This is a genomic window from Tenacibaculum sp. MAR_2009_124, from assembly GCF_900105455.1.
GTDB lineage: Bacteria > Bacteroidota > Bacteroidia > Flavobacteriales > Flavobacteriaceae > Polaribacter.
On the sequence record NZ_FNSF01000008.1, the window covers coordinates 622,822 to 648,702 of the forward strand.

A 25,881-nucleotide genomic window follows, 5' to 3' on the forward strand; every position below is an offset into this window, starting at 1 on the left:
AAATTGGTATTATAAATGAAAGACTTAAAAGATTTCAGCATACCCTTTATTGGGCTAAGACTAGGAAGTCATTTATTTGAGTATCAGATTAGTAAAAAGTTCTTTGAAGCTTATAATTTTGATGAATTCAATGATTGTGACGTTCATGTCAGTATTAATTTAACAAAGAAAAGCACCTTTATAGAGCTCGATTTTAAGGTAAAAGGTTCAGTTAATGTTCCTTGTGATGTTACAACAGAGTTATTCGATCAAGAAGTAAAAGGTGATTTACATTTAATTGTAAAATTTGGTCCTGAGTTTAATGACGACAATGATGATGTGTTAATTATTCCTCATGAGGAATATCAAATTAATGTATCGCAATACATTTATGAATTGATCATCCTATCGGTTCCTAACAAAAGAATACATCCAAAAGTATTGGATGGAACAATGGAATCGGAAGCGCTCAAAAGATTAGAAGAATTAAAAATAAAAGAAAACAATGCTGCTGAAGAGCAGGATTCAACAGACCCGAGATGGGATAAATTAAAGGATTTACTAACAGATAAATAAGACATAAAATGGCACATCCTAAGAGAAAAATATCTAAAACTAGAAGAGATAAGAGAAGAACTCATTATAAAGCTTCTGTTCCTCAAATAGCGGTTGACCCAACTACTGGAGAGGCTCATTTATACCATAGAGCTCACTGGCATGAAGGAAAATTATACTACAGAGGACAAGTAGTTTTGGAATCAGCAGCAGCTGAAGCATAAACACTTATGGCTTGTAAACAAATATAAAAACCCTCCTTTCGAGGGTTTTTTAGTGTTTTTAAGCCTAAAAAATGAGTTTTCGTTTTATTTTCTATCAAAAAGTGAAATAAATTTCATTTCTTTGAAATCTCGTTTTATAACAAAACAAACAACTATGACTAAAATAACTGCAGCTATCACGGCGGTGGGAAAATATGTTCCTGAGTACGCGCTCACTAACAAAGAGCTTGAAACTATGGTTGAAACCAACGACGAGTGGATTACATCTAGAACAGGAATAAAAGAGAGGAGAATTTTAAAAGAAGAAGGAGCCGGCACCTCGTTTATGGCAATAAAGGCAGCTGAAGACTTACTTGCGAAATCAGGAGTTGACCCGACTGAAATCGAAATGGTAATCGTTGCTACCGCTACTCCCGACCTACCCGTAGCATCAACCGCAGCGTATACCGCTTCTAAAATTGGAGCTGTAAATGCGTTTTCTTATGATTTACAAGCGGCTTGCTCAAGTTTCTTATACGGTATGTCAACTGCTGCTAGATATATTGAAAGCGGACGATATAAGAAGGTACTTGTAATTGGAGCTGATAAAATGTCTTCAATTATTGACTACACAGACAGGGCTACTTGTATAATTTTTGGAGATGGAGCTGGTGCTGCACTATTCGAACCAAACTCTGAAAATTTAGGATTGCAAGATGAATATTTACGCAGTGATGGAATTGGTAGAGAGTTTTTAAAAATTGATGCCGGTGGTTCAATACTTCCTTCTTCCGAAGATACTGTTAAAAATGGACAACATTTTGTACATCAAGAGGGGCGAACTGTTTTTAAGTTTGCTGTTTCTAACATGGCTGATGTTTCTGAGAAAATGCTTACGCGTAACAATTTAACAAAAGAAGACATTCAGTGGTTAGTACCACATCAGGCTAATAAAAGAATTATTGAAGCAACTGCTAAAAGAGTTGGTTTAGAAGAGGATAAAGTGATGATGAATATTCACAGGTATGGAAACACCACCTCAGCTACATTACCTTTATTATTAGCAGATTATGAAAAAGAATTAAAAAAAGGAGATAACTTAATTTTTGCTGCATTTGGTGGTGGTTTCACTTGGGGAGCCATCTATTTAAAATGGGCATACAATTCATAAAACCGAACAACTTAAATTTAGGAAAATGGATATTAAAGAAATTCAAAACCTTATAAAGTTTGTAGCTAAATCTGGTGCAAGCGAAGTGAAGTTAGAAATGGGAGAGACTAAGATCACCATTAAAACAGGAAGCAACGCACCTGAAACGACTATTATTCAAGCAGCTCCACAAGTTGCTGCTCCGCATATAGTTGCTGCGGCTCCAGTTGCTCAACCTGAGGCTACTTCTGCTGCCCCAGCGAAAGAAACTCCTGCAAACGACGATTCAAAATATGTAACTGTAAAGTCTCCTATTATTGGAACCTTTTACAGAAAACCTTCACCTGACAAGCCAACTTTTGTAGAAGTAGGTAGTGATATCAAAATCGGTGACACTGTTTGTGTTATTGAGGCAATGAAATTATTCAATGAAATCGAATCTGAAGTATCAGGTAAGATTGTAAAAGTATTGGTAGACGATTCTACTCCAGTAGAATTTGATCAACCTCTTTTCTTAGTAGACCCATCATAATTATAGATCTTAGATTAACGAAAATTTAGAATAACAAAAAAATCTTATTCTAAATTCACCAATCTAACTCGAAACCTTTACATTATGTTTAAAAAAATATTAATTGCCAATAGAGGGGAGATTGCATTACGTGTAATCAGAACCTGTAAGGAGATGGGAATAAAAACCGTTGCTGTTTACTCTAAAGCAGATGCTGAGAGTTTACACGTACGTTTCGCTGATGAGGCTGTATGTATCGGTCCTGCTCCTAGTAGCGAGTCATATTTAAAAATGGCTCATATTATTGCTGCTGCAGAAATTACAAATGCAGATGCCATTCACCCTGGATACGGTTTCCTTTCTGAAAATGCAAAATTCTCAAAATTATGTGAGGAGCACGAAATTAAGTTTATCGGTGCTACTTCAGAAATGATAGAAAAAATGGGAGATAAGGCAACAGCAAAAGCTACAATGATTTCTGCTGGTGTTCCTTGTATTCCTGGATCAGAAGGTATTTTAGACACTTTTGAAGAAACTGAAGAGCTAGCTGTTGAAATGGGCTTCCCTGTAATGCTTAAAGCTACCGCTGGTGGTGGTGGAAAAGGAATGCGTGCAGTTTGGAAGAAAGAAGACTTACGCGATGCATGGGATTCTGCCCGTATGGAAGCAAAGGCATCTTTCGGAAACGATGGGATGTACATGGAAAAGCTTATTGAAGAACCACGTCATATTGAGATTCAAGTGGTAGGTGATGCTTTTGGTAAAGCTTGTCACTTATCAGAAAGAGATTGTTCAGTACAACGTCGTCATCAAAAGTTAACAGAAGAGACTCCTTCTCCATTCATGACTGATGAATTACGTGAGAAAATGGGAGTAGCTGCTGTAAAAGCTGCTGAATTTATTAAATATGAAGGTGCTGGTACTGTTGAATTTTTAGTTGACAAACACCGTAACTTCTATTTTATGGAAATGAATACTCGTATTCAGGTAGAACACCCTATTACTGAAGAAGTTGTTGATTATGATTTAATTCGTGAGCAAATTTTAGTAGCTGCTGGTGTGCCAATTTCTGGTAAAAACTACACTCCTCAATTGCATTCAATTGAGTGTAGAATTAATGCAGAAGATCCTCATAATGGATTTAGACCTGCACCAGGAAAAATTACTTCATACCATGCTCCAGGAGGTCATGGTGTAAGAATTGATACGCATGTGTATTCAGGATATATGATTCCACCTAACTACGATTCTATGATTTCGAAGTTAATTGTTACCGCTCAAACTAGAGAAGAAGCAATTAACAAAATGAAAAGAGCTTTAGATGAGTATGTAATTGAAGGTGTAAAAACAACTATTCCTTTCCACAGACAGTTGATGGACCATCCTGACTATGTTGCAGGAAACTACACAACGAAATTCATGGAAGATTTTGAAATTAAACCTTTATAGGTTACTCAAAATATACTTAACAAAAACCAGTGCAAAAGCACTGGTTTTTTTGTATCACCAATCTTCATCATCTGAAAACAAACATCAATTCGATTTCAATTTTTACACCTTAAAAAGGACAAACGAAAGAGTATTTGTAAAGTATTTCCTGTTCGTCATAGAAAGGTTTTAAATATAGATCGGTGTGATATATCAAAATAATCAATATGTAAATTAACATCAGAAATCGTATTATTTTCTAAATTCGCATTATGGGATTTATTTATAATATCATCGTTTCTTTTGTCTATTTCATTATAAAGATAATAGCGCTATTTAATAAAAAGTTACATCTATTCGTTCAAGGAAGAAAAGAGAGTTTTGAAAAACTTAGTGCTATCAATAATTCAGATAAGGTGTTATGGTTTCACGCTGCCTCCTTGGGAGAATTTGAACAAGCCAGACCTATCATTGAAAATTTAAGAAAGGATTATTCAAATTATAAGATTGTAGTTACTTTTTTTTCTCCTTCAGGATATGAAATAAGAAAGAACTATCCATATGCTGATGTCATTTGCTACCTCCCTTTTGACACTAAAAGTAATATGAAAAAATTCATATCTTCCATACAACCAGAATTGGCGTTCATAATTAAATACGAATTTTGGCCAAATCTTTTAGATCAATTGCAAAAACAGCAAATTAAAACAATTTTGATCTCTGGTATTTTTAGAGAAAAACAGTCATTTTTTAAATGGTACGGCTCTTATATGAGAAAAAAACTACGTGCTTTTGATTTCTTTTTCGTTCAAAATGATACTTCTAAAGATTTATTAAACTCTATTGGTTTTAACAATGTTGTTAAAAGTGGTGATACAAGATTTGATAGAGTTTATGATATTTTAAAACAACAGAACCAACTTGCCTTTGTTGAAGAATTTAAAAACAACACATACACTGTCATAGCAGGCAGTACATGGCCAGAAGACGAGGAGTTAATTATTGATTATATTAACAATTACGCATCGAATGATGAAAAATTCATCATAGCTCCCCACACTATTCAAGCAGATAAAATACAAACATTAAAATCATCTATTTCAAAAAACACTATCCTCTTTTCTGAAAAAGACAATGTGGACTTGAAAGCTTTTCAAGTTCTAATTATTGACACCATTGGTATCTTAACCAAAATTTACTCTTATGCTGATGTTGCCTATGTAGGTGGAGGTTTAGCTACTGGTTTACATAATATATTAGAACCCGCTACTTATGGGATTCCAGTCATCTTTGGAGGCAATAAATATCAGAAGTTTCAGGAGGCTGTCGATTTATTAAAACTGGGTGGCGTAACAATTGTTACAGATAAAAAAGAATTAAATCATAATTTTGCTAATCTAAAAACGAACCGAAGTATACGAACTACTATGGGTAAAACCAATGCTAATTATATTAAAACGAACACAGGTGCTACTCAAAAAATTTTAAAATACGTAAAAAATAATTTATGATAGATTTATTATTCCAACCGTGGCCTTGGTACGTATCAGGGGTACTCATTTCTTTGGTTTTATTTCTCTTTTTTTATTATGGTGAAAACTTTGGCGTTTCCTCCAATCTTGAAACGTTATGTACCATAGCTGGTGCCGATAAAATAAGTGATTATTTTAAAAAAGACTGGAAATCAAAAAAATGGTCCATTGTTTTTCTTCTAGGTCTAATTATAGGAGGGTTTATTGCCAAAACATGGTTGTCTGCTTCTACTGTTGATTTAAATCCTGTAACTGTACAGGAACTTGAATCTTTAGGTTTTTTAAATGCAGGGGAAACCTACGTTCCTACTGAACTATTTAGCATGGAGAGTTTGTTAAGTTTTAAAGGCTTTTCTTTACTACTTATTGCTGGTGTTTTTATTGGTTTTGGAACTCGATACGCGGGTGGATGCACTTCGGGACATGCCATCACGGGATTAAGTAATTTACAACTGCCATCCTTAATTGCTGTTATCGGCTTTTTTATTGGTGGGCTTTTTATGACTTGGGTTTTATTTCCTTTAATTTTTGCTTAGTATGAAGTTGTTTAGATTTTTATTAATAGGTGTGTTTTTCGGAATTGTATTGTCCAAATCGGAAGCAGTTTCTTGGTATCGAATATTCGAAATGTTTAAGTTTCAATCATTTCATATGTATGGAATCATTGGAACCGCAGTTGTAACATCCATGATATTAGTTTTCCTATTTAAAAAAGGAATTATTAAGAATTATATGGGCGAGAAAATCGTCATTAAAGATAAGTCAAAAGGTTTTATCAGAACTTTAGTTGGTGGAACCGTATTTGGTTTAGGCTGGGCCCTAGCAGGTGCTTGCCCCGCCCCTATTTTCACACTTATCGGACAAGGTGTATTCCCAATAATAATAGTTCTTATCGGAGCCTTATTCGGAGCCTTCCTTTATGGAGTATTGAGTAAAAAACTACCTCATTAAAAACACAAGAAATTCAGTTTTATATTAGCAATACTCAATTGGAATCGTCATAACTTCCTTTTAAGTATTGCCAATTTGTTTCAACCTTATCAAAACTATACCCTCACAACAATATATCCTCTCGACGTTTTTCTATGGTAACGTCCATTCCAAACATAATACTTCCTTCCATTCACTCGAACTACTTTATACTTAGCAGGTCTTTTTACAATAACAACTTTTTTATTGGGTTGCTTTACCACAACTCTTCTTGCACATGAAGTTGACATTAAACAAAACGACATCATCAAAACCATTAGTAAAACTCTCATATTAACTTTCTTTATTTGTTTCTTCTCTTTAGACCTTGATCCTGTCAAAAAGTTTTATTCTAATTTTAAAAACATTAATACCCCTCCAAAAAAGGGGTTTTATCCTTAGAATTTATTTTTCAAAACCATCCTTAAAATTATATATTGCGCAAAAAATTAACAACCAAGAAAAACTCGGGAGCTCTTAATAAAAAAGAAATGCGCTTTATCCATCTATTTCCTTTTATGTAAATTAAGATTACTGACTTTCGCTTTAAACATTTAATCTACTACATGGATTTTCTTAATAATTGGGGCATGATTGCCGGACTCGCAGGAATAGGAATGACTGTTTTCCTTATTTTGTTTCGTAGCATCATTCAATTAAAAATATTTTCAAAACTAAATACTAAGCAATCATTTAGACTTATCGTACTTATTACTAGCATGATTTTCACTATCTCTATTTTTAGCATTGTCATGTATTCTATTAATAATGCAAGTGATTCCCCTGGAGATATTACGGTTGTTGTTCATGGTAAAAAAAACAGAAGTCAAAAAATACTTCCTAATCGCGGTATGGTTACTTTAATTTACCGAGACGTTATTGTTAACGAAACCATCAACTCAAAAGGTGAAGCTGTTTTTAAACAAATTCCAGCCGATTTCTTTGAAAATGAAGCCAAGGTAGAAATTAGATTCGAAGACCCTCAAGGTGAACCTTATGCCGCTGTTTACCCAGATTCTGTATATACAATTCAAAGAAACAAATACATACCTTTGATTGTTGAATTAAAAGGGCTTGATAGTTTAGAAGGAATTGTAAAAGATTTTGAAACTGGACAACCTATAAATAATGTAGCGATTAGAGTTCGAGGTGGAAACACAACTACCAACGAATTTGGCGAGTTCACCTTAACCATTCCTGAAGAACATCAAGAACCCTACAAAAATATACGAGCTTTAAAAGAAGGATATGAGCCTTATAGCGAAAATGAAGTTCCACTAGACACTAATGAAGAACTAATTATTAAACTACAAAAAAACAAACTGTAGTTCCACATTAATTCTCTGTTAAACTCTAGCAATGAAACATTCGAAATTATTGTTCTTTGTATTCTTCTTAAGTTTTATAAAACTTAGCTATACGCAATCCTCTTTAAAAGGAGTTGCAACCGTTTTAAACAGTTATTATAACAAAGGAAAAACTGAATATGTAAAGTTTGCTCAGGTTAAAGCAACCAAAGGAAGAGCAGTTACTACCGAAACCGATAGTAAAGGAAGGTTCAAACTTGTTTTTTCTCGATTACAATCCGATGATAAAGTTTCTGTTATTGTTCGCAAACCCAATTTAATACTAGTCAACAAGCACGAGCTTCAAAACCTACAACCAAAAAAACAAGAAAAACTTAGAGTGGTAATGGCTACTTCCGATCAAATAGGAAGGTGGAAAACGGAATTAGAGGAAATCAATTTTCAAGCGCTGAGTGAAGAAAACGAACGTGTTCTTGGCAGATTAAAAGAAAAGGGAGAAAAGAGCAGAAAAGAACTTCTTCGCTTGGAATCCAAATACCATAAGCATCTTAAAAACGCGCAAGAAGGCGTCCTCTTCTGGAAAAGGCGTTATGTACAAATAAAAAGCCAGCTCCCTTCATTAATAAAATACATCATTCAAAACAACCTAGATTTTCAGGAAAAATCATACGTAAAAGCTTATGAAAAAGGGTTAAAAAATGGAGATATTGAAAAAGCCATAAAATTACTCAACGCTAAAAAAGCTTCTCATAACTTAGCTAGAAACCTTCAAGAACTTGGCAACGAAGGAATGGACAATCCGCAATTAAGAAATCAAATTCATCAGGATTTAAACACCCTTTATCTTAATTATAACTTACTAATGTCCAATGGGCAATTCGAAGAAGCTATTGTAGCCTTAAATTCAATTATTGAATTATTCAGAGGTCATGAAAACTTAAAACCTCAACTTATTGAAGCCAATCTTAAACTGGCTGAATCTTATTGGTTATACGGCGATTTCAGGTCTGCAATTCTTGTTCAATGTGCCTTAATTGAAAAGGTAAAAAAACTACCAAAAAATTTCTCTTATCAATTAGCGCAATGCTACCAAAACTTAGCACAATACTTAAATGAGATCAGAGTTTCCGATGCTATGGAACTATTCGAATTCCATGAAACTTCTTTTAATATTCTTATTGAGAACAATCAAGAACATAATTATTTGATTCTTAAGAATCTTTCGAAAATGCTAAGAATTCTTGCAATTAGGCATTTAGATGAGAAAAGAGAGTTTTATGAAAGTATTTTTACTCAGATATTAGCTGAATTGAATGATGAAAGTTTTACCTCCGAGGAAAAAACAAATCTATACGAAGCTATTGGAGATTATTTCCTCGAAATGGACTCACTTGATGAAGCTCAAAATTACTACGAAAAAGCAGTTTTATATTCGAAGCAAGCAGACTCTTTTTCTCCTATTCAAAAGGCTGTTGTTTTCGGTAAATACGGAATTCTACTCGAACAACAGAGGACAGATTATAAAACCGCCTACGAATATTTAAATTTTGCTTTTGAAGAATTGGTTAAATGGGAAAATAAGTACTCTTCCCGACTTTATTCTATTTATAAATCATTATACACTGTTAGTATCTATCATAAAAACCCCGAAGCCAAGAACATTCCATATATACGACTAGCTAACGCCACCATGCAAACGAATGTTAGTGGATATAGAGAAGCCATAACTGCGTTTAGAACTACTCCGATATACAAATACAATGCTACGGGTATGTTTCAACAAGAAACTTCTCAAGATATGTTTTTCAATGGCGTGCAAATGAAAGTTCATACTGCCAAATCATTTATAGAAAGCGGAAACGAAGCTATGGCTATTTCTACCATTAAATCGGCAATTCCTTTACTCCCTTCAATAAAATCTCAATGGAATAAAAGAAGGGCTACCTATTCTACGTTTCTAACATTAGCAAAAATCTATTATAGCAATTCTAACTGGGAAGCTTTTGATGATACCATGACCAAAGTACATGATTTTAGTCGAGTAAAAACAGTAGGTATCCCAATGTATAAATTCAACTTTTTTGAAAAGAAAAACTTAAACATTTGGTCTTTAATTCGAAGGAACAAATCAGACGAAGTAGATATCCTTTTAAAGAAATATTATAGTAAGGAAAAACACAATCCTGAGTATCTAATTTTGACTGCTGCCAACCTCTTATTAAAAAACAAGAAAGATGAAGCTTTAGCAGCCATTAAAAAAGCCATGAAATATGGTTTCAATAACAAGAATATATTCAAAACCGAAGCTGTTTTTAAAGAACTAAAAACAAACCCTGAATTTAAATCGCTTACTGAGTAATTCCTCTACAATAAGTTTTTCTTATATTATTTTTAATGTCAGGTCGAGCGCAGTCGAGACCCTTTCACTAGTACTATTTTTTTTAAAAACCGACTACTTCACTGAAAATCGATAATTTTTACATGTCGGTTCGAGTGTTTTTTATGAGTATTTTCGAAGTAAAAAATGTATCGAGAACTGAATCCAACAGCACTAAAAACTCAAGATTTAAACGTATCACTGATAACTGAAAAGAATAACAAACCCCCTTCCCAGGCTCATAAGCATGACTTATGGAACTGCCGAAAGCTTCCTACCCATGTCAGGACGACTTCGGGAATAGAAACAATAAAAAGTTATTGATGGTCGATGATGAAAGAATAAATAGGATCATTGATAACATTACACATATCATTGAAAATTCCAACCGTGTTATCGAAGAAACGATAGTAACTAAGAAATCTATTTACTGATTACAATTATAATAATTGCATCATCAAACTGAGCGATTATCAAGTAACCAATCACTAAAACTCAAATTTTAAAATTCAACACTTAAAATTTATAATTAAAAGAAACTCACCATTTAAAATTCAAAACTAAAAATTAAAACAAAGAAATTAAGGGAACCCGTAAAATCATTTCAATTAATTTTAATAAGTTTACTACAGAAAGAAAAAGCAATACTAAAAATTAACCAAATACTACAAATTTAGAGATCTATGCTTTAACCGCATACTTCAACATCTCTTCTCTAATCGTAATAACTTTACTTTTTAGCAAGGCTTTTTAAACAATTAATAAAATGGATAACGAAACCCATAAGGTGTGGTTATCTGGAATTATACTATGGATAACTGTTGTATTTGTATGGATATAATTAGTTAGCTGTGATTTAAGAAAGATCTAATATTCATGACAATAATTGAAGAATTAAAAATTAGAAGTGAAAATCCAAGTGATTCAGTTAAAATTGAATTAAAACTATACAATCTTGCCGATAAACTTGAAAAAAAAGCTAGAAATCACTTAAAAAGAATCACTAATGTTTTACCTGAATTTGATATTCATGATGAAAAACACAGCGAAAAAGTAGTTTACAATATTGAAAAATTACTAGCTTCAAATGTTCCGAAGCTTTCCAGTTACGAACTATTTTTAATTCAGCTTTCCTGCTTTTTTCATGATTGTGCAATGGCACCTTCAGATTGGGAACTTAATGTTTTAAAATTTACCGAAGGTTCAACCAAGTTCAAAATGAACGATAAATCTGTTGGACATGACCTTAAAGAACCTTTTAAAATATCTTACGCTAAACAAATAATTAAGGAAAATAAAACAACTTTCTATGGAACGTTTAATGACGAAATAAAGGGATGGCTGTTTTCACCCAAAAATGAAAATGAATTAATCGATTACCTTGCTACAATGTTAATCGAATATCAAAATTATAGAAATGGTTTTGCAGAGCTAATTCGTAAAATTAATTCTAAAGAAGACTTTGAAAGTTTAACTAATTTTATACGAACCGATTACATTCGAGCTACTCACCACTTAAGAATTCAGACTTATGTAAACAACTTAGAGTCTATTTTTGGGAATTCATTTGAACAACCAGCATGGGGAAAAAGATTAGCAAAAGACTTAGCTCTAATTTGCAGGTCTCATGGCGAAGACATTAGTTTCTTAGAAAACTTCAATATGTCAGCACAATATTACGGAAATGAATCTGCCAATTTACAATTGGTCGGAATGCTATTAAGATTAGGCGACATTATTCATTTTAGTTTCGACAGAGCGCCACTTGAATTACGAACTTCCAAAATTTTTAAATCTGAATTCAGTTTTTTACAATGGGCTTTAAAAAATAATGGAGCAAATTACTCTATTGAAAATGGAAAAATTTCATTCAGAGCATATTGTGAAACACCTGAGATATACTTCAAATTACATAATTATTTGGATTGGATTGAAATAGAAATTCAAAACTATTTTAAACTAGATAGATTATGGAGTAAACCATATAAATCATACATTCCAAACTTACAGGATAAAATTGAACGAACAAATATAACTAATGATGAAAACGTTTTTCTTCCTAAACGAGGATTAAGTTTTTCACTAAACCAAAAAAGAATCATTGAGCTTTTAATGGGAGTTGGCTTATATAAAGATAAGTTTGCTTGTTTAAGAGAATTATACCAAAATGCCCTTGATGCTTGTCGATGCATGATTTCCGAAGCTAAATCTATTCAAAATAAAGCAATTGGAAGAATTCAATTTAGCATAGAACGCAATGGAGATAAAGTATATCTATGTTGCAAGGATAATGGAATCGGAATGTCAAAAGAAATTATTGAAAAACATCTTTTAAAAATCGGGAATTCCTATTACAAATCTACAAGCTTTTATAAAAAACAAGCTCAATGGGGTGGTGCATTTACACCAACTTCGCAGTTTGGTATTGGAATACTATCTTGTTTTATGCTTGGAAACAAAATAGAGATTATTACAAAAACAAAAAAAGGAGATTTTGTTTCTTGTGCAATTGATGGACCTCATGAAAATTTTTATTACAAGACAACAACAGATATAGAAAAGGAATTAATATCAGAGTCAGGAACAGTTATTAAAATCCTTCTTTCTGATGAAAATAAAAATATATCAAACAGAGAATTAGACAAACTATTCCTTTTATTAGAAGGAAAACCAAACTATTTCCCAGAACAATTTGAAGAATATGAAAAATTATATAAAGATTGGGATAACCATTTATACCGTTTAGTTAACTCATTTATTACTTTAATACCAGATAATATTTATGTAAGTATAATTTTAGAGAACGAGAGTGATTTACAAATATTAAATAAGCCTATCCTTCCAACAGACATAAAATTTCTTTTTACAAAAGAAGATCTTGAGTTTCTTGATTTCTTAAATAGCCAAGGAAGATTTGTAAAGCTAAATGTAAACTATAGTGATGTCAAAGACTCTTTAGAAACATACGAAATTGATATTAAATCAGAATCTATTCAGTTTAGAACAACTCTTACATTGCCAAAACCAGGAGCGATTGACCCTGAATTGCACGCTTTTTATTCTGTCCCAAAAATTGGTTCATCTGCTGTTTGTGTAGATGGTCTATCTATCAATGACCATCATATAAGTATTAGTAATTTTTACTCTGATTCTTTGCATAGAAGTGGAATCTTAAATTTTATAGGAGAAAACACGCCACAATTAACCGTAGATAGAACTTCCTTGGTGAATTACCCTTCTGAATATGAGAAAATTGCTGAAGAAATTTCTAAAACACTTATTCAGGAAGTCATTTCACGCACTAGAGAACATATTTCTAAATACAAATTAAAAACACAAGAATTAGAATTATTATGGAAGTTTGTTTTTGATAAAATAGGCTTTGCAGACACTATTTTTATTAACGAATTATCATATACTGATTATGGTAATATTCAATGGAATGGAATTGTAAATGTTACGGGAAAGAATCTAACAATTAAAGATTTTCTTAAAAGTGAAAAACTTGAATTTAAAGACTTCAATTATCCATCTTTAGATAAATTAACCGAGAAGCTAATTCTCTTTAAACTAATTTCTGCCGAGAAAATTGATGTTACAAAAGACAGTGTAATTTACCAAGGGGATAAATTGTACAAAGCCACTTTTCTAGGGAAAAAGAATGATTTAGATTTTAAAAAAATACTATTAAAGTCAGATAATTGGGATAAAAAATATTTCGATTTTGATATTGTATCGTCTTTATTCCCACTAATTCCAAAACATTTATTTAATGCCTTAGAAACCTGCGAAGCAACTAAAATAAATGATAGAACAAAAATTGTTCACACATACGAAAATGGTATAACAGCCTTTTTTGACCAAGACCCTTTATTGATAAATGAAACTCTAGGATTATACACGGCCGATTCAAGACCCTTTGAAAAAAATGTAAACAGAGTTTATCAATTTGACAAAAAGAGGGCAACTTTTCATTTAATGGAAATAAACAATCGATTTGGTGATAGAAGTGGTAAAGAACAAATTGTTTTAACCGTATTTGTGGCACCTAGAAAATTAAATGAAGATGAAAAAGAAAAGCTAGAGGTGATAAAAACCAAAGACTCGTCATACTATAATGGTGTAATTAATGGTTGGAGTATTCTTATTACTGGTAAACAAAAACATAATATGATTATTTTATCAGGAGCAAGAACTCGAGCGGAACTTTCATCGGCTTTACCAAATGAATTTTGGGAAGAAAACAAAGATATTAAATTCAAATATCTTAATGGAAAAGGAATGAAAAATCACAGCTAACAATTTATAAAAATAATAGCGGTTTAATCGCTCAAACGAAATGAAATTTATGAATCAAAACAACACTAAGAAAACAAAAAATTAGTGCATAAAATCCGCTACTTTCCATACACAAAACTGTAGCAAATAATCAAGTAATCAATCCGCAATACGGAGTTCATCAAAAGATTTTATAAACTTCGTATTGGTATTATCAACTACTTTCCATCCATACAATTTTGACAATTGGTAGATTTTAGATAGTTCGACAAATAAGCGATTTTTAGCATCTTTTTGTAAGTCAGACACAGTAACTGTTGTTTTTATCTTTTCAATGGCTTTATCATTAAGCTTATTGAGTTCTTGCTTAGAAAAAGTATTAAACTGACTCTGTTGTAAATCGAAATATTTAATATCTGGAGAAATAACGAGTTCTTCCTTCGGAATTTTATTTATGATGATGCTTTTTTCAATAGAATCAATTTGAATCTCTAATTGTGATAAATCATAGCCCACCTCCACTTTTGCATTTACCGAAAGAATTGCTTTTTTTTCAAACGATAAATAATCATAAAAATACTTTTTCGTATCAGAAAAACTAAAGACTTCAGAAAAACTACCTTGAGACACCACCAACTTGCTCATATTTTGTATCCCATCTAAAAAGACACTAACTTCCTCTTGCTGATAATGATTTTCTTTTTTCTCATACCAGAATTTGGCAATCAAAAAACCTAATAAAAAAACGGCTATGTATTTTATAATTTTCATTTACAGATAAATTAAGCACAATTATTTTGAATCTAATTTACAAAACTTATACTATTTTATGTTTGAAATAAAAAAGAATAAATAATTATCCGTAATTGATAATAAATTGGAACTATCAACCTGAACCTGTTTCAGGTTCTCATCGCAAATAGCTGTTTGATGGCGTGATGGGATTCCGAAATAAACTACCATTGACATCTTTTCTTAACCACTTAAATTTCATATAGAATTATTTTTTTGTGAGCCACTTTTCTTTTTCAGTATGTCATTTCGAAAGAGGTAACGACTGAGAAATCTCTTTGATGTTTTTATCTCGAATACATACATAGATTTCTCCTAAGGTCGAAATGACGCAGAATTAAAAAAGACATCTCGATACAATTTTTCTTCCTGTTTCCCAGAAAAATCACTCGATGTGACAACAAACGAATTGCCTATTGGATTACCGTTTTTCTAACATATTGTCAGTTCGAGTGGTTTTTACGAAGTGATAACGAAGTAAAAATTATATCGAGAACTATTGATTTTCGCCATTAAAAAGCTATTCTCGATACAAAAACCCTACGATTTTCACTCGAATTGACACTTTTTAAGTGTTTAATAATCCTTCCATGGAACTCATATTATTTAAGCTTCACTTTCTTTAGGAAAAGCATATTTATTATAGATAAACAATAAGGCTACTCCAATTGTAATCCAAGAATCCGCTCCGTTAAAAATCGCGTTAAAAAAGGTAAAACTTTCCCCTTCATAAATTGGGAAGTATAACATATCCACAACTTTACCATGGAACAATTCGCCATAAGGAATATCGGCAAAAAGTGTTGCTATTTGTCCATGAGAAGAATCAAAAATAACTCCATAAAAAACAGAATCGATAATATTACCTACAGCTCCAGCCAATATTAAGGAGATGGCAATGATGACTCCGGAATGAATATTTTTCTTAATACTTTGAATTAACCAATATACAATTCCAGAAACAGCGATTAAACGGAATAATGTCAAAAACAACTTACCTGCTCTTCCTCCAAATTCGAAGCCCCAGGCCATTCCGTTATTTTCAGTAAAATGAATTTTAAACCAATTGGCAAAAACAACTACTTCTTCGCCGAGAGTAAAATGAGTTTTTACGTATATTTTACTAATTTGGTCGATAAGTATTGCTATTAAAACCGTTAGGATTGCTGTATTTTTTTTTGTCATTTTTCTGAATTAATGAAAACAAAAATAAGAAAAGAAATTAAATGACTTTCAGTCATTCTATTTATTATTGTTGATAGTCATAGAATTAAAAAATCTTTAACAATTCTAAGCGATAATACTCTTTTAAAACAACACAATTCTTACTTTAGCTTCTTTCTTTGATTACTTTAAAGTGTTTTTTATGCAATGAGGAATCCTGAAATTACAACATACGAGCCTAAAAACAAGCTTCTATCCAATTATATTCATTTCTATTACGATTATACGTTAAAAGATGAAGAGTACTTTGCATTTCCTTCTGGGAATACTATTGTTATTGCCATAGAAAACTCAGTTCCTCACTACGTAAAAAATCAACTATATCTTGCCGAGAGTCCAAAGCATTCTACTAATTTTTTTGCTTTAAATAAGTTTAGTTCTCCATTACTGGTAAAAACAAAAGGAAAAATTAGAGAGTTCGTCATTATTTTTAAACCTCACGGACTAGCCCAGTTTATAACTTGTAACGTTTTTAAAAAAGTTCTTTTTGAACCCATTGAATTCAATAAGCTACTCGATAAACATCCCGATTTTTTTGACTATTCAATGGAACGAAAAATTGACCTCTTTGAAACATTTTTACTTCAAATTCTTGATGTGAAACAAGGCATAGATATTATTACGAAAGCCATTCAATTAATTTCAGAAAGGGATTTATCTATTGAAGAAGTAGCGTCGGCATGCAATTGTAGTTATAAGAAATTGTACCGCCTGTTTAAGTTACATTGTGGAGTTACTCCTATTACTCTTAAAAAAAACATACGCTTCAGAAAAGTTTTGAAGAAGATAAAAACTGATGGAAAAAAGTCAAAACTATCTGATATTGCTTTAGATTTTGGATTTTATGATCAGGCTCTTTTTAACAAAGCGTTTAAGCAGCTTACTGGAGAAAATCCTAAATCTTTTCTCAAAAACGTCCGTATACTTTCTGAAAGCGATATGTATTTTAAAACTTTAAAATAATGTTAATGTCCGAAATATACAATTTTAGATAGTTCTCTTCAACTAGATTTGAATCAGTTAAAAGCAATTATCTATTATGAAAAGTAAACTAAATATTGGGAATTTATGGTCTTTACCCCAAAAAATACTCTTTCGGTTTTTCTTTTCATACTTCACTCTTTTTATAATCGCTAAAAATAATGGTGCCTATCCCTATTATGGATACATACAGAACTTTTTCAATAAAATTCTCTATGATTTTGTTCCTTGGGTTGGAAAATCAATTTTAGGAATTAGTTACGAAATTAAAACTGGCCCCAATGGAAGCGGAGATACGACTTACGACTATGTATTACTATTTACAATTTTTTGTATCGCTGTAATTTCTTCTTCCATATGGTCAATATTAGATACAAAAAGAAAAAACTATGATAACTTATATTACTGGATTACACTAGCCATTCGCTTTTATGTTGGTCTCATGCTTATTAATTACGGTATGGTTAAAGTAATCCAGCTTCAATTTTCTGCACCATCAATGTACAGGCTCACTCAAAACTATGGTGACTCGTCTCCTATGGGATTAGCTTGGACATTTTTGGGATTCTCAAAAGGGTATAACCTATTTATGGGAATTGCCGAAGTTGCTGCCGTTTTCCTTTTATTCAGAAGAACGTTAGTTTTCGGACTCATCATAACATTAATGACTACGGCCAATGTTATGGCTGTAAACTATTTTTATGATATCCCAGTAAAAATACTTTCGACACATTTATTTTTGATGTCGGCTTTTTTATTAGCTCATAGTTTTGCTGCATTATTTCAGTTCTTTTTCTTTAGAAAACCTGTTGTTCTTAAGGATATATACAAACCTAAATTTGGAAATATTACTTCTAAAATTTCTTTCGCTGTAAAAGCATTTTTACTCATTTATGCTTTAGGTTACGGGGCATATTCAGCCCTTGATTCTAAAGAAAAATATTATGGTGAAGCATCAAAGAGTCGTATGGAAGGCTTGTTCGAAATAGAATACTTTTCTGCTAAGAGTAATTCTATAACTCCTGATAGTTTAAAAATTAAACCATGGAAATACCTTATGATTAGCAGCAAACAATATGCTCAAGTGAAATATGCTGAAGGTGGTAGAGGAAAATGGTATAAATTAACTGTTGATTCTCTTGAAAATAAACTTTCTTTAAGGGACTACAGAGATAGTACAAAAACGTTTAATTTAAAATTTTCAAAAATCGATTCTATAAACTATCAATTTAATGGAACCTTAGCAAAAGATACTATTTTTGTAAAAGCAAAAAGATTTAAGAATTATAAAGAAAAATTTCTCCTAACGAATAGAGGTTTCAACTGGATAAATGAAAGGCCTTTTAATAGATAGTTTATGTTACCTGATATCCCTGAAAACAAACAGTTAATTTTATTTGATGGTGTGTGCAACTTATGCAACAGTAGCGTTCAGTTTGTTATTAAAAATGACAAAAAAAACAGCTTTCTGTTTGCCTCGTTACAAGGAGATACAGGATTAAAAATTATTGATCATTTTAACATAGATAGACAAAAGACCGATTCAATTCTGTTATTTACTCCAGAAAAAAAAATATACTCTCGATCAAAAGCGGCATTGTTAATTGCCTCTAAACTCAAATTTCCCCTAAATTTATTGTCTATATTTTTAGTTATTCCATCGTTCATAAGAGACATTATATATGATTATATAGCCAAAAATCGATACAAATGGTACGGTAAGAAAGATGCTTGTTATTTGCCAACTCTCGAGTTGAAATCAAAATTTTTAAGCTGACTCTTTGCCAAACTATTGCTAAATCTACTACTAAAAAAAGACCAATAAATAATTTATTGGTCTTTTATCTTTTTATAAACTCAGTTTTTATCCTTTCAACCAAGCTTGTCGTAATTGTTTTTGCTTTTCAGTAGCATTTGGATTTTCTTGTAATCCACCTGCTTTTGTATACGATTGAGTTAATGTAGTTTTAATAACTACCTCCTTACCATTTCTATCTAACTTTACTTCTACATCAGTCCCTGGTTGCCACATATACATTTTCATAAACACTTGTTGCGCTGTTTCTTTAGTAACTTTTACTCCGTCAACTTCTTTAATAGCATCATTCGATAGTGCTCCATTATCAGCCCAAAAACTGTTATCTTTTACTGCATTCGTAAATCTTACAGTTTGCGTTTCCTTATTAGGGTTTAATATCATTACCCCATTATTTTGAATATAATTGGTTTCTACTTTTGTTTCCTTTTCTTGCAAACCAACTTTCTCAAAAAACTTATTATAATCAATAGGTGTTGTTCCCACTACATGTGTATTTAAAAACGCTCCTACTGCTGGATATGTCATCTTAGTAATCTCATCGATTAAGTTTTCATCTTCAAAAGGCTTATGCTGTCCATACTTTAGCGATAATTCTTTCATTAATGATAAAATTCCTCTTGCACCTTTACTTTCCTCTCTTAGAATAATATCAACACACATACCTATTAATGCTCCTTTTTGATATACATTTATGTATTGCGATGCATAGGGCTCCTCAAGTATATTTTCACTCATTTTAGTAAAGCTCATCGTGTCATTCATTGCAGATGCAGCAACTATTTTACCTAAAACTTTATTGTAAAACTCGCCTTCCTTTACTAATCCTTGATTTATTTGAAAATGTGTAGCAAAATATTCTGTTACTCCTTCATACATCCATAAGTGCTTTGAAAAAGAAGGGTTATTATAGTCAAAATAATGTACATCTTCAGAATGTACACTCAAAGGTGTTACAATATGAAAAAATTCATGCGAAACAACATCGATCATGCTCTTTGCTAAGGCTTGGTCAGGCATTGCTTCGGGCAATACTACCACTGTTGATGTGTGATGCTCAAGAGCACCAAATCCTTTTGGAGCCGTTTTACTTCCATCTGATAAATATAAGTAGATATCATAACGAGCAGTACTATTGATACTTCCTAAATATGCCTTCTGCGCCTGCATCATTTTTTGTACAACAGCTTTTATTTTTTCAGCAGAATGTTTTTTATTCGGTGAATATACACTCAAGACAATTTTAATATCGCCTACTTGAAATTCTTCAACATCCAACTCTCCATAAAACATTGGATTATCAGTGATATCAAAATATCTCGAAGCAACATAATTCGAAGTAGTTACTTTTCCATCTTCACTAGTTTTCGAATCAACTACTTGTAAAGCTGATGTTCTTTTATGACTTGATGGTGAAATTACATCTAATTTGTATTGGTTGTTTTTTAAAGAATCAAAATAACCGATAAACCCATGAAGGTTTAATACGTAATTGGTTGATTCAATATTTGTTCCAGCTGGTGAAAAAGGTACATCCTTGCCAATTCCTCCTTGAACCTCTAAATCGAAAGTATCATTTACTAAGTAAGTAACCTTATCTAATTTTGTTGCATTGTTAATCTCCCAAGTATTTGCATCTACTTTCGTTACCTGCAATTCATTTCCGTTATAATCAATCGCTTTTAAATTATCGATATACTTACCAAAATCACTTACAGAATAAGTACCTTGAACTACTCTAGGCAACCTATAAATTACCTTTTCAGTTGTAAATCTTCCTGGATTTACAGTTACAGGTAATTTATCATTTTCTACTTTAGTTAAATCGAGTGTTGTTTCGATAGGATTCTTAACGGCTAAATCATTTGCCCCGGCTTTTTTAGTTGAACTACAGCTACTAAATAATACCGCAGCTATAGCCACTGATAGTAATGTTTTATTCATTATTTAACTTTTATTGTTAGGTGTTTGACCTCGCAAAATACAATCTGAGCACAAACTATTCGCCCAAATTTTCGTTAATTATCTGTTTTCTAAAAACACCTAAAAAGTTAAAACCTGATTTTTAATCAATTACTATTTATAAAAATATTACCTCGAATTGTCATTACTTTCAATCGTTTCTTTGTTTCTTCCTTGTTTTGAATCATTGGAGATATCATTTTTTCTCCTTTTAAAATTATTCGCCCTTTACTCGAAACTAAATTCATATTGCAGTTAGCCATTGAGCCATATAAATTCCCTTGAAAAAAGCTCATATTATAAGCTCCTTCAACAGAATTAAGATATATATTTCCTCGTTGGATATAAACACTTAAATCTCCTTTATATCCCTCAGACTTCACTCCTAGACCTTCTCCATAAACAACGACAGATTTTCCTATTGGAACTTCAATAATTACACTTGCACCACTTACTCTTTGTGTAATATATTTTCTGAAAACTTGTTCCTTTTTGAACTGATCTTCTTTTACTTTAAAAAAAACTTCAGTTTGATCAAAAGACTGTTTAGTGTTTATAACATAATCTCCATAACTTTTATAGTCTAAAGAAATTTTCAAGAAATTATCTTCCGAATTCTGTATAATTAAATCATCCAGTCCTTCACCATTAATAATGATTTCTTTAAAACTTATCTCTTCAACTTTACTCCATTTTCCTTGTGAGAAAAGGACAGTTGTAAACAAAAAAAACGTTATGCTAAATAGTAATTTCAAGTAATACGGTTTATAAATAATATTTCACCTATGAACAATTTATACCATTTTACAAGTTGAATTCACTGTAAAAGAAAATCATAAATAGTATTATTCTGAATCAAAAGTATAAAAATCTTACACACTGTTATTATCGGGTATTATAAAACAAAAAAATAGGACTTATTTTACCAAGTCCTATCTATCATTATTTAGTTCGCTTTAAGCGAATCGTTTGATTCTATTGTTTACGTTTAGCCTCAATGCTTAAAGTTGCATGAGGAACTAATTTAAGTCTTTGTTTTTGGATTAACTTTCCAGTTACTCTACAAATACCATACGTTTTGTTCTCAATTCTAATTAAGGCATTTTTCAAATCACGAATAAACTTTTCTTGCCTAATGGCTAACTGCATGTTGGCTTCCTTAGCCATCGTGTCACTTCCTTCTTCAAACGACTTAAATGTTGGTGACGTGTCATCAGTTCCGTTGTCTGATCCATTTTTGTATGAATCTCTTAACAAATTAAGGTCGTTTTCAGCACTATTAATTTTTTCGAGAATGATTTCTCTAAACTCTTGTAGATCTCCGTCTGAGTATCTCACTTTTACATCATCCATAATGTTATATTTTTTCAATCAACATTTTACTTTTGATGGTATCGAATTCAATTTCTATACCATCTTCCAACGTATCAACAAAAATGAGTTCGTTGGTTAAAGTTTCTGTTTTGATATAGTTTTCATTCGCTAATATTGATTCTTCTAGATTCGTAAAAGTTAGTAAGGTTAATTTTATTCTATCCGTTACTTCTAAACCAGAATCTTTACGGGCATTTTGAATTCGGTTAATTAATTCTCTTGACACCCCTTCTTTATGTAAATCATCTGATATGGTAACGTCTAAAGCAACTGTTAATCCTTCTGCATTCGCAACTAACCAACCTTCGATATCTTTCGATGAAATCTCTACATCAGCGGATTCTAATTTAATCAATTTATCATTAACTTTCAAACTTACCTCGCCTTCTTTTTCGATAGCGGCTATGTCTTCTTGCGTAAAACTACGTATCTCATTAGCAATCAGCTTCATATCCTTACCAAATTTAGGTCCTAGTGCCTTAAAATTAGGTTTAATTTGCTTTACTAAGATACCAGAAGCATCATCTAATAACTCTATTTCTTTGACATTCACCTCCGACTTTATCAAATCAGCAACGGCTAAAATTTCTTCTTTTTGAACTTCATCCAACACAGGAATCATTATTTTCTGTAATGGTTGACGAACTTTTATTTTCTCTTTTGCTCTCAAAGACAACACTAAAGAAGAAATAGTTTGAGCATTTTCCATTTTGCGTTCTAAAGATTTGTTTACAAAATCTTCGTTATACTTTGGAAAAGTAGCAATATGAACACTTTCTGCTTTTTCTATACCTGTTGCAGCTACCAAATCCTTATATAACCTATCCATAAAAAATGGAGCTACTGGCGAACTTAATTTAGACACGGTTAACATACAAGTATATAATGTTTGATACGCCGAAATTTTATCTTGAGCATATTCTCCCTTCCAGAATCTTCTTCTACATAAACGTACGTACCAGTTACTTAGATGATCTTGCACGAAATCCGAAATAGCCCTCGTTGCTCTTGTAGGCTCATAGTCTGCATAAAACGTATCTACTTTCCCTATTAACGTATTTAATTCCGATAAAATCCATCTGTCAATTTCTGGTCGTTCATTCAAAGGAATTTCGGCTTCACTATAGGTGAAGTTATCTATATTCGCATATAAAACGAAGAAAGAATAGGTATTGTATAAGGTTCCAAAAAACTTACGCCTAACCTCTTCAATTCCAGCTAAATCAAATTTTAAATTATCCCAAGGATTCGCATTTGAAATCATATACCAACGTGTAGCATCCGGACCATATTCACCTAAAGTTTTAAAAGGATCTACAGCATTTCCAAGACGTTTCGACATCTTTTGACCGTTCTTATCCAATACAAGTCCGTTTGACACCACATTTTTATAAGCTACAGAATCAAAAACCATTGTACCAATAGCATGTAAGGTATAGAACCATCCACGCGTTTGATCAACTCCTTCCGCAATAAAATTAGCAGGATAACTTTCGTTTTTATCTATTAATTCTTTGTTTTCAAATGGATAATGCCATTGAGCATAAGGCATAGACCCTGAATCAAACCAAACATCAATTAAATCACTTTCTCTGTGCATTGGCTTTCCTGTTGAAGAGACTAAAACAATTTTATCAACTACATTCTTATGCAAATCGATTTTATCGTAGTTGTCTTCTGACATATTTCCTATCTCAAAATCAGCAAAGATATCTTCAGACATTACTCCTGCTTCAACAGCCTTTTTCATTTCTTCTTTTAACTCCGCAACTGATCCAATACAAACTTGCTCAGAACCATCTTCGGTTCTCCATATTGGTAAAGGAATTCCCCAAAAACGAGAACGAGATAAATTCCAGTCATTGGCATTTTGCAACCAATTTCCAAAACGTCCTTCTCCAGTTGATTTTGGTTTCCAGTTAATAGTTTCGTTCAAATCGAACATTCTATCCTTGATATCGGTTACTTTTATGAACCATGAATCTAATGGATAATATAAAATAGGTTTATCAGTACGCCAACAATTTGGATAACTGTGAACATACTTTTCTACCTTAAAGGCTTTATTTTCTGTTTTTAATTTAATTGCAATCTCAACATCAACCGATTTTTCAGGAGCTTCTCCATCTACATAATATTCATTCTTCACATATTTTCCTGCAAGCTCACCTAATTCAGATCTGAATTTCCCTTGTAAGTTTACTAATGGAACTGGATTTTCATTCTCATCTAAAACCAACATTGGTGGAATCTCAGGAGTTGCTTGTTTCGCCACTAAAGCATCATCTGCCCCAAAAGTTGGCGCCGTATGCACAATACCTGTTCCATCTTCTGTTGTTACAAAATCACCAGAAATCACCCTAAATGCATTTTCCGCATTCTCGTATGGTAATACATAGTCTAATAACTGCTCATATTTTATTCCTACTAAGTCTTTTCCGATAAACTCTCTATCAACAAAATAAGGAATTTGTTTTGCCCCAGCTTCGTAAGTTGTTAACTCTTCTTCATTTTCAACCTCATTAAACTTCTTACCTGCAAATTGTTTTCCTACTAAATTTTTAGCTAATACAACTTGTATTGATTCAAAAGTGTATTGATTGAATGTTTTTACCAATACATACTCTATTTTAGGTCCAACCGTTAATGCTGTATTACTCGGCAAAGTCCATGGAGTTGTTGTCCAAGCCAAAAAGTGAACATCACCTTCTACTTGTAAAAACTCAGGTAAGGTTTCTTTTATCGTTTTAAATTGAGCAACGATTGTTGTATCAGTTACATCTTGATAAGTTCCAGGTTGATTTAACTCATGAGAACTTAAACCTGTTCCTGCTTTTGGTGAATATGGTTGAATAGTATATCCTTTATATAACAAATCTTTATCATAAATTTGTTTTAATAGCCACCAAACCGATTCCATGTATTTTGGCTTATAAGTAATATATGGATCTTCCATATCTACCCAATATCCCATTTTCTGAGTTAGGTCATTCCAAATATCTGTATAACGCATAACAGCTTTTTTACAAGCGACATTATACTCTTCAATGGTAATTTTAGTTCCTATATCTTCTTTTGTAATACCTAGTTCCTTTTCAACACCTAATTCAACAGGTAAGCCATGTGTATCCCATCCAGCTTTACGCTTTACTTGATATCCTTTTTGAGTTTTATAACGACAAAAAATATCTTTAATGGCACGTGCCATTACATGGTGAATTCCAGGCAATCCATTTGCAGAAGGTGGCCCTTCAAAAAACACAAATGGCTCATTTCCTTCACGACTAGTAATACTTTTTTCAAAGATGTTGTTTTCTTCCCAATAGTTTAATATTTCTTCTGCTACTTTTGGCAAATCCAATCCTTTGTACTCAGTAAACTTATTACTCATTTTTGTCATTATATTTATTGAATGTGCAAAATTACGTATTTTCTTGTAATTG

Annotated in this window: 22 protein-coding genes; 15 read left to right on the forward strand and 7 right to left on the reverse strand. The window is 32.0% G+C overall.

The features are described from left to right. The first annotated feature begins 15 nt into the window (after window positions 1–15). The 8 genes from BLW23_RS22890 to BLW23_RS22925 all read left to right on the forward strand — a co-directional run bounded on the left by BLW23_RS22890 (window position 16) and on the right by BLW23_RS22925 (window position 6,309). Complete coding sequence (locus BLW23_RS22890) at window positions 16–555, forward strand: YceD family protein (protein WP_093674331.1); 540 nt, start codon at window positions 16–18, stop codon at window positions 553–555. Window positions 556–563: 8 nt separating this feature from the next. Next, window positions 564–758 (forward strand): 50S ribosomal protein L32, encoded by a 195-nt coding sequence (gene rpmF / locus BLW23_RS22895; RefSeq protein ID WP_047789948.1) that lies wholly within the window; start codon window positions 564–566, stop codon window positions 756–758. A gap of 154 nt (window positions 759–912) precedes the next feature. Continuing rightward, a complete protein-coding gene (locus tag BLW23_RS22900; protein WP_093674333.1) occupies window positions 913–1,908 on the forward strand; it encodes a beta-ketoacyl-ACP synthase III in 996 nt (331 codons plus the stop codon). Window positions 1,909–1,933: 25 nt separating this feature from the next. Continuing rightward, complete coding sequence (gene accB, locus BLW23_RS22905; RefSeq protein WP_093674335.1) at window positions 1,934–2,419, forward strand: acetyl-CoA carboxylase biotin carboxyl carrier protein; 486 nt, start codon at window positions 1,934–1,936, stop codon at window positions 2,417–2,419. 84 nt (window positions 2,420–2,503) lie between these two features. Continuing rightward, entirely contained in the window at window positions 2,504–3,847 is a 1,344-nt protein-coding gene (accC, locus tag BLW23_RS22910) for an acetyl-CoA carboxylase biotin carboxylase subunit (RefSeq protein WP_093674337.1), read from the forward strand. Window positions 3,848–4,098: 251 nt separating this feature from the next. Next, window positions 4,099–5,337, forward strand: a complete 1,239-nt coding sequence (locus tag BLW23_RS22915; protein ID WP_093674339.1) for a 3-deoxy-D-manno-octulosonic acid transferase — start codon at window positions 4,099–4,101, stop codon at window positions 5,335–5,337. Next, window positions 5,337–5,894 (forward strand): YeeE/YedE family protein, encoded by a 558-nt coding sequence (locus BLW23_RS22920; RefSeq protein WP_093674424.1) that lies wholly within the window; start codon window positions 5,337–5,339, stop codon window positions 5,892–5,894. The genes BLW23_RS22915 and BLW23_RS22920 overlap by 1 nt, the downstream gene beginning before the upstream one ends. Before the next feature lies 1 nt (window position 5,895). Further along, entirely contained in the window at window positions 5,896–6,309 is a 414-nt protein-coding gene (locus BLW23_RS22925; RefSeq protein ID WP_093674341.1) for a DUF6691 family protein, read from the forward strand. 95 nt (window positions 6,310–6,404) lie between these two features. On the opposite strand, the gene BLW23_RS22930 is transcribed toward BLW23_RS22925, so the two are convergent. Then, window positions 6,405–6,620 (reverse strand): DUF6515 family protein, encoded by a 216-nt coding sequence (locus tag BLW23_RS22930; RefSeq protein ID WP_255362869.1) that lies wholly within the window; start codon window positions 6,618–6,620, stop codon window positions 6,405–6,407. A gap of 273 nt (window positions 6,621–6,893) precedes the next feature. On the opposite strand from BLW23_RS22930, the gene BLW23_RS22935 reads away from it, so the two are divergent. From BLW23_RS22935 to BLW23_RS22945, 4 genes are all read left to right on the forward strand, one after another. Next, window positions 6,894–7,655, forward strand: coding sequence for a carboxypeptidase-like regulatory domain-containing protein (locus BLW23_RS22935; RefSeq protein WP_143032266.1), 762 nt, complete (start codon window positions 6,894–6,896; stop codon window positions 7,653–7,655). Between the two features lie 31 nt (window positions 7,656–7,686). Then, complete coding sequence (locus BLW23_RS22940; protein ID WP_093674345.1) at window positions 7,687–9,993, forward strand: tetratricopeptide repeat protein; 2,307 nt, start codon at window positions 7,687–7,689, stop codon at window positions 9,991–9,993. A 272-nt stretch (window positions 9,994–10,265) separates the two neighbouring features. Further along, window positions 10,266–10,445 carry a hypothetical protein gene (locus tag BLW23_RS23090; RefSeq protein WP_143032267.1) on the forward strand — a complete coding sequence of 60 codons (180 nt, stop codon included), beginning with the start codon at window positions 10,266–10,268 and terminating at the stop codon, window positions 10,443–10,445. Window positions 10,446–10,887: 442 nt separating this feature from the next. Then, window positions 10,888–14,310 (forward strand): HD domain-containing protein, encoded by a 3,423-nt coding sequence (locus tag BLW23_RS22945; RefSeq protein WP_093674347.1) that lies wholly within the window; start codon window positions 10,888–10,890, stop codon window positions 14,308–14,310. A 138-nt stretch (window positions 14,311–14,448) separates the two neighbouring features. Here the strand turns inward: BLW23_RS22945 and BLW23_RS22950 are convergent, their stop codons facing one another. Continuing rightward, complete coding sequence (locus BLW23_RS22950; RefSeq protein ID WP_093674349.1) at window positions 14,449–15,060, reverse strand: DUF4230 domain-containing protein; 612 nt, start codon at window positions 15,058–15,060, stop codon at window positions 14,449–14,451. A 627-nt stretch (window positions 15,061–15,687) separates the two neighbouring features. Continuing rightward, on the reverse strand, window positions 15,688–16,266 hold the full coding sequence (locus BLW23_RS22955) for a lipoprotein signal peptidase (protein ID WP_093674351.1): 579 nt from the start codon (window positions 16,264–16,266) through the stop codon (window positions 15,688–15,690). A gap of 186 nt (window positions 16,267–16,452) precedes the next feature. Here BLW23_RS22955 and BLW23_RS22960 point away from each other — a divergent pair, with 186 nt between their 5' ends. From BLW23_RS22960 to BLW23_RS22970, 3 genes are all read left to right on the forward strand, one after another. Beyond that, window positions 16,453–17,268, forward strand: a complete 816-nt coding sequence (locus tag BLW23_RS22960) for a helix-turn-helix domain-containing protein (protein WP_093674353.1) — start codon at window positions 16,453–16,455, stop codon at window positions 17,266–17,268. 76 nt (window positions 17,269–17,344) lie between these two features. Then, on the forward strand, window positions 17,345–18,640 hold the full coding sequence (locus tag BLW23_RS22965; RefSeq protein WP_093674355.1) for a hypothetical protein: 1,296 nt from the start codon (window positions 17,345–17,347) through the stop codon (window positions 18,638–18,640). A gap of 3 nt (window positions 18,641–18,643) precedes the next feature. Continuing rightward, window positions 18,644–19,063, forward strand: a complete 420-nt coding sequence (locus BLW23_RS22970) for a thiol-disulfide oxidoreductase DCC family protein (protein ID WP_093674357.1) — start codon at window positions 18,644–18,646, stop codon at window positions 19,061–19,063. 87 nt (window positions 19,064–19,150) lie between these two features. Here BLW23_RS22970 and BLW23_RS22975 read toward each other — a convergent pair whose 3' ends face one another. The 4 genes from BLW23_RS22975 to ileS form a co-directional block, all read right to left on the reverse strand. Next, complete coding sequence (locus BLW23_RS22975) at window positions 19,151–21,046, reverse strand: M61 family metallopeptidase (protein ID WP_093674359.1); 1,896 nt, start codon at window positions 21,044–21,046, stop codon at window positions 19,151–19,153. 125 nt (window positions 21,047–21,171) lie between these two features. Further along, entirely contained in the window at window positions 21,172–21,819 is a 648-nt protein-coding gene (locus BLW23_RS22980) for a hypothetical protein (RefSeq protein ID WP_143032268.1), read from the reverse strand. Window positions 21,820–22,039: 220 nt separating this feature from the next. Continuing rightward, window positions 22,040–22,417 carry a TraR/DksA family transcriptional regulator gene (locus BLW23_RS22985; protein ID WP_410529760.1) on the reverse strand — a complete coding sequence of 126 codons (378 nt, stop codon included), beginning with the start codon at window positions 22,415–22,417 and terminating at the stop codon, window positions 22,040–22,042. Window positions 22,418–22,421: 4 nt separating this feature from the next. Continuing rightward, a complete protein-coding gene (ileS, locus tag BLW23_RS22990) occupies window positions 22,422–25,829 on the reverse strand; it encodes an isoleucine--tRNA ligase (RefSeq protein ID WP_093674428.1) in 3,408 nt (1,135 codons plus the stop codon). Window positions 25,830–25,881 lie beyond the last annotated feature (52 nt).